The 13,952-nt window shown below is 62.1% G+C and carries 13 protein-coding genes; 6 read left to right on the top strand and 7 right to left on the bottom strand.

Going from position 1 to position 13,952, the window contains the following annotated elements; translation table 11 throughout:
* Window positions 1-189: 189 nt before the first annotated feature.
* Entirely contained in the window at window positions 190-936 is a 747-nt protein-coding gene (locus tag J3P96_RS23860) for a FadR/GntR family transcriptional regulator (RefSeq protein ID WP_434626136.1), read from the top strand.
* Window positions 937-1,099: 163 nt separating this feature from the next.
* Here J3P96_RS23860 and J3P96_RS23855 read toward each other — a convergent pair whose 3' ends face one another.
* Both J3P96_RS23855 and J3P96_RS23850 read right to left on the bottom strand, forming a co-directional pair.
* Entirely contained in the window at window positions 1,100-1,441 is a 342-nt protein-coding gene (locus tag J3P96_RS23855; RefSeq protein WP_434653684.1) for a hypothetical protein, read from the bottom strand.
* 83 nt (window positions 1,442-1,524) lie between these two features.
* Complete coding sequence (locus tag J3P96_RS23850; RefSeq protein ID WP_434653683.1) at window positions 1,525-1,848, bottom strand: hypothetical protein; 324 nt, start codon at window positions 1,846-1,848, stop codon at window positions 1,525-1,527.
* 280 nt (window positions 1,849-2,128) lie between these two features.
* On the opposite strand from J3P96_RS23850, the gene kdgD reads away from it, so the two are divergent.
* From kdgD to J3P96_RS23825, 5 genes are all read left to right on the top strand, one after another.
* A complete protein-coding gene (gene kdgD, locus J3P96_RS23845; RefSeq protein ID WP_186613371.1) occupies window positions 2,129-3,040 on the top strand; it encodes a 5-dehydro-4-deoxyglucarate dehydratase in 912 nt (303 codons plus the stop codon).
* Between the two features lie 91 nt (window positions 3,041-3,131).
* Entirely contained in the window at window positions 3,132-4,577 is a 1,446-nt protein-coding gene (locus J3P96_RS23840) for an aldehyde dehydrogenase family protein (protein WP_434653682.1), read from the top strand.
* Between the two features lie 85 nt (window positions 4,578-4,662).
* On the top strand, window positions 4,663-6,027 hold the full coding sequence (locus J3P96_RS23835; protein WP_434626133.1) for an MFS transporter: 1,365 nt from the start codon (window positions 4,663-4,665) through the stop codon (window positions 6,025-6,027).
* Window positions 6,028-6,039: 12 nt separating this feature from the next.
* Entirely contained in the window at window positions 6,040-7,593 is a 1,554-nt protein-coding gene (gene garD, locus J3P96_RS23830; protein WP_434602819.1) for a galactarate dehydratase, read from the top strand.
* Window positions 7,594-7,904: 311 nt separating this feature from the next.
* Window positions 7,905-8,846 (top strand): AEC family transporter, encoded by a 942-nt coding sequence (locus J3P96_RS23825; protein WP_434569817.1) that lies wholly within the window; start codon window positions 7,905-7,907, stop codon window positions 8,844-8,846.
* Window positions 8,847-8,989: 143 nt separating this feature from the next.
* Here J3P96_RS23825 and J3P96_RS23820 read toward each other — a convergent pair whose 3' ends face one another.
* The 5 genes from J3P96_RS23820 to gatA form a co-directional block, all read right to left on the bottom strand.
* Window positions 8,990-9,370 (bottom strand): carboxymuconolactone decarboxylase family protein, encoded by a 381-nt coding sequence (locus tag J3P96_RS23820; protein WP_076383558.1) that lies wholly within the window; start codon window positions 9,368-9,370, stop codon window positions 8,990-8,992.
* Window positions 9,367-10,425, bottom strand: a complete 1,059-nt coding sequence (locus tag J3P96_RS23815; RefSeq protein WP_434604992.1) for a calcium/sodium antiporter — start codon at window positions 10,423-10,425, stop codon at window positions 9,367-9,369. Before J3P96_RS23815 ends, J3P96_RS23820 begins: the two co-directional genes overlap by 4 nt.
* A gap of 49 nt (window positions 10,426-10,474) precedes the next feature.
* Window positions 10,475-10,852, bottom strand: a complete 378-nt coding sequence (locus J3P96_RS23810; protein WP_434569816.1) for a septal ring lytic transglycosylase RlpA family protein — start codon at window positions 10,850-10,852, stop codon at window positions 10,475-10,477.
* 184 nt (window positions 10,853-11,036) lie between these two features.
* Complete coding sequence (gene gatB, locus J3P96_RS23805) at window positions 11,037-12,482, bottom strand: Asp-tRNA(Asn)/Glu-tRNA(Gln) amidotransferase subunit GatB (protein WP_434653681.1); 1,446 nt, start codon at window positions 12,480-12,482, stop codon at window positions 11,037-11,039.
* 10 nt (window positions 12,483-12,492) lie between these two features.
* A complete protein-coding gene (gatA, locus tag J3P96_RS23800; RefSeq protein ID WP_434653680.1) occupies window positions 12,493-13,944 on the bottom strand; it encodes an Asp-tRNA(Asn)/Glu-tRNA(Gln) amidotransferase subunit GatA in 1,452 nt (483 codons plus the stop codon).
* Window positions 13,945-13,952 lie beyond the last annotated feature (8 nt).

The raw sequence follows: 13,952 nt of genomic DNA, 5'->3' as shown, positions 1-13,952 counted from the left end.
GACCCACCGTCTTCGCGAGCAGGCTCGCTCCCACAAGGGGTGCTGGCGAATCGCAGGTTTATGTCTACAGCCGGTCCCCGTGGGAGCCTGCTCGCGATGAAAGCGACTCGGTTTTTGCACCAACGGTGATCGTACAACCACGTTGCGCTATGATGCGTATTCAGCCGCTTGTCAAAATAGAGATACACCATGGAAAACCCGCTCAACGTCCCACGTCTTCCCCGCAAGCGCCGCAGCCTGGCGCAGGAGCTGGTGACGGTGCTGTCCGAGCAGATTCGCGACGGTCTGCTCAAGCGTGGCGATAAATTGCCCACCGAGTCGGCGATCATGGAGGCCCATGGCGTCAGCCGTACCGTGGTGCGCGAGGCGATCTCCCGTTTGCAGGCGGCAGGGCAGGTGGAAACCCGCCACGGCATCGGTACATTCGTGCTCGACACGCCGAGCCCGAGCGGCTTTCGCATCGACCCGGCGACGGTGGTCACCTTGCGTGACGTGCTGGCGATCCTGGAATTGCGCATCAGCCTGGAGGTGGAATCGGCCGGGCTGGCGGCGCAGCGCCGCAGCGACGAACAATTGGCAGCGATGCGCGCGGCGCTCGACGCCCTGAATGAAAGCGCGGCCCACGCCAGCGACGCGGTGGCCTCGGACTTCGCTTTCCATCTGGAAATCGCCTTGTCCACCGGCAACCGCTATTTCACCGACATCATGACCCACCTGGGCACCAGCATCATCCCGCGCACCCGGCTGAACTCGGCGCGCCTGGCCCATGATGACCAGCAGCACTACATGGATCGCCTGAGCCGCGAGCACGAAGAAATCTACGAAGCCATCGCCCGCAGGGACTCCGATGCGGCCCGCGCGGCCATGCGCCTGCACCTGACCAACAGCCGCGAGCGGCTGCGCCAGGCCCATGAAGAGGCGCAAGCACAAGGCTGACCTTCGCTGCTTTTCGTGGCGAGGGAGCTTGCTCCCGCTGGGCTGCGCAGCAGCCCCTCTCTATATGAGTGCTTCGCACTCAAGCGGGAGCAAGCTCCCTCGCCACGGAGGTCCCTGTGTTGGCTTCTGATTCAGCAGATAACCCACCTTACGGGGAGGACGGTTACTTCTCGATCTTCAACTTCACCGGGGCTGAATGGATGTCCTGGCTGGACTCGTTGGCAAACCGGTACTGCAATTCAACTTCCTTTCCGATATACCTTCTCAGCTCTTTCTCGGGCACGGTCACCCGTAATCCCGTCAATTTAATCGGCCCTTGGTCGGGGTCGTCCCATCTGCCCGCAGGCACTTGTTCTCCTTCCCACTCAGGGAGGTCATCGGCGCGAAGCGTCGGAAAAACCCACCAGTCGGCGGAAATCCCGTCGGCATCAGGGATCAAGACATCCAGGGTATTTCCCAAAGCCGACAAACTGATCGACAGGATGGGTGGGTCGAACATAGCCATGATCTAACTCCTTGTAAGCCGCCCACGACTCGGTTGGGGGCGGCTCATGTCAAACGTGTAGTTCATTTGGAAGGGCTCGGTAGCTATTCGACAATCGGTACGTGAAGCTCGTCAGATTTACCATCAAGAGTGGTATAGAAGATCGTCGCTGTTCCTAGGTGGACACCGTAACTGCCGTACCCAACCTCGAACTTGAGTTCAGTCGTGCCTGGGGTCCAGATCTTCGTTTCAGCCCATTTCGTCGTTGTCAAAATATTGAAGTAAGCCGTCACCTCCACGTTATTCCCAGCTAGTCCACTGGTATCCACATGGATATATACGGTTTCGAATTCGCTTTTAACGATCCGGCTGATTGCCGTGCCATTGCGATCCCTCAGGGTTGGTGAGACGGGTTTTTTTGACGACATGATCAGTCTTCCTTTTGCCATGAGGCGCGTGGGTGCGCACGTCAAACCTACGAGCCACTGCACGGAGGCACAACTGTCAGATCTGCTAGTGGTAACGAGCCCTCGGGTATGCCGCGCGCTGTCCAGAACCCCCGGGAAAGAGGATGCGCTCGTCCACAACGCTACCCGCTGACGAAATTCAGTTGACGTTCGGATTTTAAGTTGTACGATGACCTACAACTTCTCACGAAGCTGAACCGCTTTCCTACAACACAACATTTGCGTCCAGGGTGTTCGAATAATGAATCCACAAGAACTGAAGTCCATCCTCTCGTCTGGCCTGCTGTCGTTCCCGGTCACCGATTTCACTGCCAATGGCGATTTCAATCGCGACAGCTACATCAAGCGCCTCGAGTGGCTGGCCCCGTATGGCGCCTCTGCGTTGTTCGCAGCGGGCGGCACCGGTGAATTCTTCTCCCTGGCCGCCAGTGAGTATTCGCAAGTCATCAAGACTGCCGTCGATACCTGCGCCACCAGCGTGCCAATCCTCGCCGGTGTTGGCGGTGCGACCCGCCAGGCCATCGAATACGCTCAGGAAGCCGAGCGTCTGGGTGCCAAGGGCTTGCTGCTGCTGCCACACTACCTGACTGAAGCCAGCCAGGACGGCGTTGCCGCCCACGTTGAAGCCGTGTGCAAATCGGTGAAGATCGGCGTGGTGGTCTACAACCGTAACGTCTGCCGCCTGAACGCCACCCAGCTGGAGCAGTTGGCTGAGCGTTGCCCGAACCTGATCGGCTACAAGGACGGCCTGGGCGATATCGAATTGATGGTGTCGATCCGTCGTCGCCTCGGCGATCGTTTCAGCTACCTGGGCGGCCTGCCGACCGCCGAAGTCTACGCCGCTGCCTACAAGGCGCTGGGCGTACCGGTCTACTCCTCGGCGGTGTTCAACTTCATCCCGAAAACCGCGATGGACTTCTACCACGCCATTGCCCGCGAAGATCACGAAACCGTTGGCAAGATCATCGACGATTTCTTCCTGCCGTACCTGGACATCCGCAACCGCAAGGCCGGTTACGCGGTGAGCATCGTCAAGGCCGGTGCGAAAATCGTCGGCTACGACGCGGGCCCTGTGCGCACGCCGCTGACCGACCTGCTGCCAGAAGAATACGAAGCCCTGGCCGCGCTGATCGACAAGCAAGGCAAGCAGTAACAGACCCGACAAAGCCGCTGAGCAATCAGCGGCTTTTTGCGTACAGGGACGCCCAGCGTTCCTAGACAGGTTTTGTAATAGGAGAAGCTCCGTGGCAGATTCAAAGCGTTTCGATAACTACATCAACGGTCAGTGGGTAGCCGGTGCCGACTATTGCGCCAACATCAACCCGTCTGACTTGTCCGATGTCATCGGTGAATACGCCAAGGCTGACGCCGCTCAAGTCAATGACGCCATCGACGCTGCTCGTGCTGCGTTCCCGGCCTGGTCGACCTCGGGTATCCAGGCCCGCCACGACGCGTTGGATAAAGTTGGCAGCGAAATTCTCGCCCGCCGCGAAGAACTCGGCCAGCTGCTGGCCCGGGAAGAGGGCAAGACCCTGCCCGAAGCCATCGGCGAAGTGACTCGCGCCGGCAACATTTTCAAATTCTTCGCCGGCGAGTGCCTGCGCCTGTCGGGCGATTACGTGCCGTCGGTGCGTCCGGGCGTCAACGTTGAAGTCACCCGTGAAGCCCTTGGTGTGGTTGGCCTGATCACCCCATGGAACTTCCCGATCGCGATCCCCGCGTGGAAAATCGCCCCGGCCCTGGCCTACGGCAACTGCGTGGTGATCAAGCCCGCCGAGCTGGTGCCGGGCTGTGCCTGGGCCTTGGCCGAAATCATTTCCCGCGCCGGTTTCCCGGCCGGTGCGTTCAACCTGGTCATGGGCAGTGGCCGCGTAGTCGGTGAAGTCCTGGTCAACAGCCCGAAAGTCGACGGTATCAGCTTCACCGGTTCCGTGGGCGTGGGCCGGCAGATCGCGGTCAACTGCGTGTCGCGCCAAGCCAAGGTGCAGTTGGAAATGGGCGGCAAGAACCCGCAAATCATCCTCGACGACGCCGACCTCAAGCAGGCTGTCGAGTTGGCGGTGCAGAGCGCGTTCTACTCCACCGGCCAGCGTTGCACCGCGTCGAGCCGCTTGATCGTCACCGCCGGTATCCACGACAAGTTTGTCGCGGCGATGGCCGAGCGCATGCAGTCGATCAAGGTCGGTCATGCATTGAAGGCCGGCACTGATATCGGCCCGGTGGTCTCCGAGGCCCAGCTCAACCAGGACTTGAAGTACATCGACATCGGCCAGAGCGAAGGTGCGCGGTTGGTCAGCGGTGGTGGTGTGGTGACCTGCGACACCGAAGGTTATTTCCTGGCGCCGACGCTGTTCGCCGACAGTGAAGCCTCGATGCGCATCAGCCGCGAAGAAATCTTCGGCCCGGTCGCCAACGTCGTGCGCGTGGCTGACTACGAGGCGGCGCTGGCGATGGCCAACGACACCGAGTTCGGTCTGTCGGCCGGTATCGCCACCACCTCGTTGAAGTACGCCAACCACTTCAAGCGCCATTCCCAGGCGGGCATGGTAATGGTCAACCTGCCGACCGCCGGCGTGGATTACCACGTGCCGTTCGGCGGGCGCAAAGGTTCGTCCTATGGTTCGCGGGAGCAAGGCCGCTACGCGCAAGAGTTCTACACCGTGGTGAAGACCTCCTACATCGGCTCGTAATACGCAACACCGGACGGCGCCGGGCTCCGGCGCCGACCGTACAATTTGATTTCCCGCATAAAAATAAATAGTGGAAGTAGATTACATGCAAGAGACCAAGCCGACGCACGTCCGCTATTTGATCCTGCTCATGCTGTTTTTGGTGACGACGATCAACTATGCCGACCGTGCCACCATCGCCATCGCTGGTTCCAGCCTGCAAAAAGACCTCGGCATCGATGCCGTCACCCTCGGTTATATCTTCTCCGCCTTCGGCTGGGCCTACGTGGCCGGGCAGATTCCTGGTGGTTGGCTGCTCGACCGTTTCGGTTCGAAAAAAATCTATGCCCTGAGCATTTTCACCTGGTCGTTGTTCACCGTGCTGCAAGGCTATGTCGGTGAATTCGGCATGTCCACGGCCGTGGTGGCGCTGTTCATGCTGCGCTTCCTGGTCGGGCTGGCCGAAGCGCCTTCCTTCCCGGGCAACGCCCGTATCGTCGCGGCCTGGTTCCCCACCGCGGAACGCGGCACCGCCTCGGCGATCTTCAACTCGGCGCAGTATTTCGCCACCGTACTGTTCGCACCGCTGATGGGCTGGATCGTCTACCGCTTCGGCTGGCAGCACGTGTTTATCGTAATGGGCGTGATCGGTATCGTGTTCTCGCTGGTCTGGCTGAAGGTGATCTACAGCCCGCGCCAGCACCCGATGATCAACGAGGCCGAGTTCAATCACATCGCGTCCAATGGCGCGATGGTCGACATGGACCAGGACAAGGGCAAGGAAAAGAAAGCCGATGGTCCGAAGTGGGATTACATCCGCCAGCTGCTGACCAACCGCATGATGCTCGGCGTGTACCTGGGCCAATACTGCATCAACGGCATCACCTACTTCTTCCTCACCTGGTTCCCGGTGTACTTGGTGCAGGAACGCGGCATGACCATCCTCAAGGCCGGTTTCATCGCGTCCTTGCCAGCCATCTGCGGCTTTATCGGTGGCGTGCTTGGCGGGGTGATTTCCGACTACCTGCTGCGCAAGGGCCACTCGCTGACCTTCGCCCGCAAGGCGCCGATCATTGCCGGCCTGCTGGTGTCCAGCAGCATCGTGGCGTGCAACTACGTCGACATCGAATGGATGGTGGTGGGCTTCATGGCCCTGGCCTTCTTCGGTAAAGGCGTCGGTGCATTGGGCTGGGCCGTGGTCTCCGACACCTCGCCAAAACAGATCGCCGGCTTGAGCGGTGGCCTGTTCAACACCTTCGGCAACCTGGCGTCGATTACCACGCCAATCGTCATCGGCTACATCATCAGTTCCACCGGTTCGTTCAAGTGGGCGCTGGTGTTTGTCGGTTGCAACGCGCTGATGGCGGTGTTCAGCTACCTGGTGATCGTGGGCCCGATCAAGCGTGTCGTGCTCAAGGAACCAACGGCCAGGGATGCCGACATTTCCAGCCTGTCTGAAGCCAAATCCTGAGGAGCGGCGTCGATGAATCTGATTGAACATGCCGATTCGCCCCGTTACATCCGCCTGCATGAGCGGGACAACGTAGTGATCGTCGTCAACGACCAGGGCGTACCGGCCGGGACCGAATTCCCGGACGGCCTGGTCACCGTCGACTTCGTGCCGCAAAGCCACAAAGTCACCCTGGAGGATATTCCCGAGGGCGGCGAGGTGATTCGCTACGGCCAGGTCATTGGCTACGCGCTGCAGCCGATCCCGCGTGGCAGCTGGGTCAAGGAAGACCAGCTACGTATGCCCACCGCGCCACCGCTGGACAGCCTGCCGCTGTCGACCGACGTGCCGGCGGCCGATGCGCCGCTTGAGGGCTACACCTTCGAGGGTTATCGCAACGCCGACGGTACCGTCGGCACGCGCAACATCCTGGGTATCACCACCACGGTGCAGTGTGTGACCGGCGTGCTGGACCATGCGGTCAAGCGCATCAAGGATGAGCTGCTGCCCAAGTACCCGAACGTCGATGACGTGGTGGCGCTGACCCACAGCTACGGCTGTGGCGTGGCGATCACCGCCACCGATGCCTATATCCCGATTCGCACCGTGCGCAACCTGGCGCGCAACCCGAACCTGGGAGGCGAGGCGCTGGTGATCAGCCTGGGCTGCGAGAAATTGCAGGCCGGGCAGGTCATGCACGAGGGCGACAGTTCGGTGGATCTCAGCGAGCCATGGTTGTATCGCTTGCAGGACTCCAGCCATGGTTTCACCGAGATGATCGAGCAGATCATGGAACTGGCCGAGACCCGTCTGAAGAAACTCGACCAGCGCCGTCGCGAAACCGTGCCGGCCTCGGAGCTGATCCTGGGCATGCAATGCGGCGGCAGCGATGCGTTTTCCGGCATCACCGCGAACCCGGCCCTGGGCTACGCCTCGGATTTGCTGCTGCGGGCCGGTGCGACGGTGATGTTCTCCGAAGTCACCGAAGTGCGCGATGCGATCTACCTGCTGACGTCCCGGGCGCAAACCCGTGAGGTCGCCGAGGAGCTGGTGCGCGAGATGGACTGGTACGACCGCTATCTGGCCAAGGGCGAAGCCGATCGCAGCGCCAACACCACGCCGGGCAACAAGAAGGGCGGGCTGTCGAACATCGTCGAGAAATCCCTGGGCTCTATCGTCAAGTCCGGCAGCAGCGCTATCAACGGCGTGCTCGGCCCGGGCGAGCGCTTCAAGCAAAAGGGCTTGATCTTCTGCGCCACGCCCGCCAGCGATTTTGTCTGCGGTACGCTGCAACTGGCGGCGGGGATGAACCTGCATGTGTTCACCACCGGACGCGGTACGCCGTACGGTTTGGCGATGGCGCCGGTAGTGAAGGTCTCGACCCGCACCGAACTGGCCCAACGCTGGCCCGACCTGATTGATGTCGACGCCGGCCGGATCGCCACCGGGCGTGCAAGCATCGAAGAGTTGGGCTGGGAGCTGTTCCACTACTACCTGGATGTGGCCAGCGGCAAGAAACAGACCTGGGCCGAGCGGCACAAGTTGTACAACGACATCACGCTGTTCAACCCCGCGCCGATTACCTGATCTGGCGCTGATCGCGAGCAAGCTCGCTCCCACAGGGATGTGGGGTGCATGTGGATTTTGTGATCGCTGGAGATCCAGTGTGGGAGCGAGCTTGCTCGCGATGGGGGCGGTGCATTCAGCATTGATGCAAGCTGACCTGGCGCCTTCGCGAGCAAGCTCGCTCCCACAGGGATATGGGGTGAGTGTGGATTTGTGTCCGATCCAGTACAAATGTGGGAGCGAGCCCGCTCGCGAAGAGGCTCGACCAGACGCCAACGCCGTGAGTGGCTATCATTAGCCACCTAACGACACCCTCCTCAAGGTTCCCCGGCATGCTGGCAATTTTCCTCGAAACCCTGAACATCACCGCGCCGGTGTTTGCCATGCTGTTTCTGGGGACGCTGCTCAAGCGTATCAATTGGATCAACGACAACTTCATCTACATCGCCTCGTCGCTGGTGTTCAACGTCACCATGCCGGCGCTGTTGTTCCTCGGCATCCTGCATGCCGACCTGCATGCGGCTTTGCAGCCGGACCTGCTGATCTATTTCTCGATCGCCACCCTGGCGAGTTTTGCCATGGCCTGGGGCTGGGCGATCTGGCGGTGCCCGCGTGAAGATCGCGGTATCTACACCCAGGGCGCGTTTCGCGGCAATAACGGGGTAATCGGCCTGGCGCTGGCGGCGAGTATGTACGGTGACTACGGCATTTCCCTCGGCGCGATTCTCGCGGCGCTGGTGATCCTGTTCTACAACACCTTGTCGACCATCGTGTTGGCGGTCTACAGCCCGGTGATCAAGTCCGACCCATGGAGCATCTGCAAAAGCGTGGTCAGCAACCCGCTGATCATCAGCGTGCTCGCCGCCGCGCCGTTCGCCTATTGGCAAATCGGCCTGCCGAACTGGTTCGAGACCTCGGCCAGGTACTTGTCGCAAATGACCTTGCCCTTGGCGTTGATCTGCATCGGCGGCACGCTGTCGCTGGCGGCCTTGCGCAAAAGCGGCAAGATGGCCCTGAGTTCGAGTCTGGTGAAAATGGTCGGCCTGCCCCTGGTGACCACGTTGGGCGCCTGGCTGTGGGGCTTTCGCGGCGCCGAGTTGGGGATCCTGTTCCTGTACTTCGGCAGCCCCACCGCCGCCGCCAGCTTCGTCATGGCCCGCGCCGCGAATGGCAACCATGAGTTGGCGGCGGCAATCATCGTCATCACTACGCTGATGGCGGCGATTACCACCAACGTGGGGATTTTTGTGCTGCAGTGGGGTGGGTGGATCTAGCCGCGGATTTGCAGTGCCCTTTCGATCCATTCGCGAGCAGGCCCGCTCCCACATTCGATCGCATTTCCATGGAAGAACGCAGTCAATGTGGGAGCGGGCTTGCTCGCGAAGAGGCCTGGCCTGTCACCGCAAGGCTTGGGCCTTCACTCAGATTTCTGGTAGCTATCAATCACTTCCTGCGCCGCCCGAAACGCATCGATCGCCGCAGGCACGCCCGCGTATACCGCGCAATGCAGCAGTGCCTCACGAATCTCCTCTACCGTGCAGCCGTTGTTCAAGGCGCCGCGCACGTGGCCTTTGAGTTCCTGGGGGCACTTGAGGGCGGTGAGGGCGGCGAGGGTGATCAGGCTACGGGTTTTCAGCGGCAGGCCTTCGCGGCTCCAGACACTTCCCCAGGCGTGCTCGTTGACGAAATCCTGCAGTGGCTGGGTAAACTCGGTGGCGTTGCCCAGGGCGCGATCGACGAAGGCGTCGCCCATCACCTGGCGACGCATGTCAAGGCCGGTCTTCGGGGTGTCGGTCATGGCAAATCCCTCTTGTGGTGTTGGCGGCGCCAGGCGCGCACGGAAGTGAACAGCAAGAACGCCAGCAGCGCCGGCAGTACATAGAACAGCATCAGCCGTTCCAGTTGGCCGGCCAGGGGCATGCCGGTGGTGAACGACACCACGTGCAACCCGTAAGCCAGGTACAAGCCCAGCAACAGCAGCCCTTCGGCGCGGGTGACGCGGTAGCCGGAATAGAATACCGGCAGGCACAGCACCGCCACGCCGAGCATTACCGGCAGGTCGAAGTCCAGGGCATTGGGCGAGACCGAGAGCGGCGAAGGGGCGGCGAGGGCGGTCACGCCGAGTACGCCCAGCAGGTTGAACAGGTTGCTGCCGATCACGTTGCCCACCGCAATGTCCCGCTGGCCACGCAGTGCGGCGATCAGCGAGGTGGCGAGCTCCGGCAGCGACGTACTGACGGCAACGATGGTCAGGCCGATGATGCGCTCCGACAGTCCCAGGTCCGTCGCCACTTCCACTGCGGCGCCCAGTAACAGGTGCCCGGCGAAAACCAGCATGGCCAGGCCCGACGCGATCATTACCAGGCTTTTGGGCCAGGCCATGTCGACCACTTCGCCCAGCGGATGCGGTCGTCCCGAATGCCGGGACTGGCGCAGCAGCAGCGCCAGGTACACCGCCAGGGCTATCAGCAGCAGCGCTCCGTCCAGTCGGCTCAGCTCTTCGTTCCAGGCCAGTACGAAAACCAGCAGGCAAGCGCCGATCATCAGCGGGATGTCCAGGCGCACCAGTTGTCGCGAGACGCGCAACGGAATGATCAGGGCCGACAGGCCTAGAGTCACGAGGAGGTTGAAAATCGTGCTGCCGATGACGCTGCCCACGGCGATGTCGGCGTTTTGCGCCAGGGTCGCCTGCAGGCTGACAGCCATCTGTGGCGCGCTGCTGCCGAAGGCGACGACGGTCAGGCCGATGATCAGCGGACGCACCTGCAAGCGCGCCGCCAGGCCGACAGCGGCACGCACCAGCAGCTCGGCGCCGGCGATCAGTAACAGCAAGGCGCCGAGCAGTTCGATCAGGCTGAGCAGGGATAAAGCGTTGATCAGGGAAATGGCCGAACTCCGTCTGTCAGTCGTCGAGGGCTTGTACGCGCACCCGCGCGGTACCGCTACGCAGCATGCCCAACTGTTCGGCAGCGGCGCGCGATACATCGATCAGTCGGCCGCGTGAATACGGACCACGGTCGTTGATGCGGACCACGACGCTGTCGTTGTTTTTCAGGTTGGTGATTTTCACCCGGGTGCCGAACGGCAGCTGGCGATGAGCGGCTGTCAGGCCGTGCTGGTCGAAACGTTCGCCGCTGGCGGTGCGTTTGCCGTGATGCCGGGAACCGTAATAGGAGGCGACGCCGGTCTGGTCGTAGCCGTGTGGATCGACCGTCCCGCTCTGGCTGGCACAGCCGGCCAGCAGGGACAGCAGGGCGCAGGCGCCGAGGAGACGCTTCATGTAGGGGGTTCCACATCAGTGTGGTTGTGAAAGTTATTGTGGCGAGGGAGCTTGCTCCCGCTGGGTCGCGGAGCGACCCCCAACAATCCGTTGCCAGATAGAGGGGACTGCTGCGCAGTCCAGCGGGAGCAAGCTCCCTCGCCACGGGGGATCGAGCCAGACAGCGAGACTGGCTCCATGGCCATCAGCCCTCGAGCTTGCTTTTTAGCAGTTCGTTGACCTGTTGCGGGTTGGCCTTGCCCTTGGAGGCTTTCATGGCCTGGCCGACGAAGAAGCCGAACATCTTGCCGCGCTTGGCTTCGTCCGCCGCGCGGTACTGTTCGACCTGCTCGGCATTGGCCACGAGCATTTCATCGAGCACGGCGCTGATCGCACCGGTATCGGTAACCTGCTTCAAGCCGCGCTTCTCGATGATCTCGTCGGCGCTGCCTTCGCCATTGGCCATGGCTTCGAAGACCATCTTGGCGATCTTGCCGGAAATGGTGTTGTCCTTGATCCGCAACAGCATGCCGCCCAGTTGCTCGGCCGAGACCGGCGACTCGTCGATCTCCAGGCCCTGCTTGTTCAACAGGCTGCCCAGTTCGACCATCACCCAGTTGGCCGCCAGCTTGGCGTCGCCGCCGATGCTCACGACTTTCTCGAAGTAATCGGCCTGTTCGCGGCTGGTGGCCAGGACGTTGGCGTCATAGCTCGACAGCCCGAACTGCGCCTGGAAGCGCTCGCGCTTTTGCGGCGGCAGTTCCGGCAGGGTGGCGCGCACTTCGTCGAGGAACGAGTTCTCGATGACCACCGGCAGCAGGTCCGGATCGGGGAAGTAACGGTAGTCGTTGGCTTCCTCCTTGCTGCGCATCGGACGGGTCTCGTCCTTGTTTGGATCGTACAGGCGAGTCTGCTGGATGACCTTGCCGCCGTCCTCGATCAGTTCGATCTGGCGCTGGATCTCGCTGTTGATCGCCTTCTCGATGAAGCGGAACGAGTTGACGTTCTTGATCTCGCAGCGGGTACCGAACTCGGTCTGGCCCTTGGGCCGGATCGACACGTTGCAGTCGCAGCGCAGCGAGCCTTCGGCCATGTTGCCGTCGCAGATGCCCAGGTATCGCACCAATGCGTGGATCGCCTTGACGTAGGCCACGGCTTCCTTGGCGCTGCGCATGTCCGGCTCGGAGACGATTTCCAGCAACGGCGTGCCGGCGCGGTTCAGGTCGATGCCGGTGGCGCCGTTGAATTCTTCGTGCAGGCTCTTGCCGGCGTCTTCTTCCAGGTGCGCACGGGTGATGCCGACGCGCTTGACCGTGCCGTCCTCCAGGGCGATGTCCAGGTGGCCCTTGCCGACGATCGGCAGTTCCATCTGGCTGATCTGGTAGCCCTTGGGCAGGTCCGGGTAGAAGTAGTTCTTGCGGGCGAACACGTTGTGCTGGCCGATCTCGGCGTCGATCGCCAGGCCGAACATCACCGCCATGCGCACCGCTTCGGCGTTGAGCACCGGCAATACGCCGGGCATGCCCAGGTCTACCAGGCTGGCCTGGGTGTTGGGCTCGGAACCGAAGGTGGTCGAGCTACCGGAAAAGATTTTCGATCGGGTGGTGAGCTGGGTATGAATCTCCAGCCCGATCACGACTTCCCATTGCATGTGTTTCTCCTCAGAAGCCGGTTGGGGTGCGGGTGTGCCAGTCGCTGTTCAACTGATACTGGTGCGCCACGTTGAGCAGGCGGCCTTCCTGGAAGTACGGCGCGAGCAGCTGCACGCCCACCGGCAGGCCATCGACGAAGCCGGCCGGCATGGACAGGCCCGGCAAGCCGGCGAGGTTGGCGGTGATGGTGTAGACGTCTTCCAGGTACTCGGCGACCGGGTCGCTGTTCTTGGCGCCGAGCTTCCAGGCCGGGTTCGGCGTGGTCGGGCCGAGGATGATGTCGACCTCGTTGAAGGCGGCCATGAAGTCGTTTTTCACCAGGCGGCGGATTTTCTGCGCCTTGAGGTAGTAGGCGTCGTAGTAGCCGGCGGACAACGCGTAGGCGCCGACCATGATCCGGCGCTGCACTTCGGCGCCGAAGCCTTCGCCACGGGAACGCTTGTACAGGTCGACCAGGTTCTGCGGGTTTTCGCAGCGATAGCCGAAGCGCACGCCGTCGAAGCGCGACAGGTTCGAGGAGGCTTCCGCCGGAGCGATCACGTAATACGCGGGAATCGCGTGCTGCATGTTCGGCAGGCTGATTTCCTTGATGCTCGCGCCGAGCTTCTCCAGCTCTTTGACGCTGTTGTGGATCAGTTCGGCGATGCGTGGGTCGAGGCCGGCGCCGAAGTATTCCTTCGGCACGCCGATCCGCAGGCCTTGCAGCGAGCCGTTGAGGCTGGCGCTGTAGTCCGGCACCGGTTCATCGATGCTGGTGGAATCGTTCGGGTCGAACCCGGCCATGCCTTGCAGCAGGATTGCGCAGTCTTCGGCGGTGCGTGCCAGCGGGCCACCCTGGTCGAGGCTGGAGGCGTAGGCGATCATGCCCCAGCGCGAGACGCGGCCGTAGGTCGGCTTGAGGCCGGTGAGGTTGGTGAACGCCGCCGGCTGGCGGATCGAGCCGCCGGTGTCGGTCGCGGTGGCAGCGGGCAACAGGCGCGCAGCCACGGCGGCAGCGGAACCACCGGACGAACCGCCCGGTACGTGCTCCAGGTTCCAGGGGTTTTTCACCGCGCCGTAGTAGCTGGACTCGTTGGCCGAACCCATGGCGAATTCGTCCATGTTGGTCTTGCCCAGGGTCACGGTGCCGGCAGCGGCCAGCTTGGCGACCACGGTGGCGTCGTACGGGGCCTTGAAGTTGTCGAGCATCTTCGAGCCGCAACTGGTGCGGATGCCCTGGGTGCAGAACAGGTCCTTGTGGGCGATCGGCGCGCCGAGCAGGGCGCCGCTCTCACCGTTGGCGCGACGGGCGTCGGCGGCCTTGGCCTGGCTCAGGGCCAGTTCTTCGGTGAGGCTGATGAAGCTGTTGAGCTGCGGGTCGAGCTGGGCAATGCGCGCCAGCAGGGCCTTGGTCAGCTCTTCGGAGGAAAATTTCTTGTCGGCGAGTCCGCGGGCGATCTCGGCCAGGGTCATGTGATGCATGAGAGGCT

Origin of the sequence: Pseudomonas sp. R3-56 (assembly GCF_051132075.1) — a bacterium.
GTDB lineage: Bacteria > Pseudomonadota > Gammaproteobacteria > Pseudomonadales > Pseudomonadaceae > Aquipseudomonas.
The sequence above is the reverse complement of the archived record's forward strand: the minus strand, read 5'-3'. Positions and strand labels throughout refer to the sequence as shown.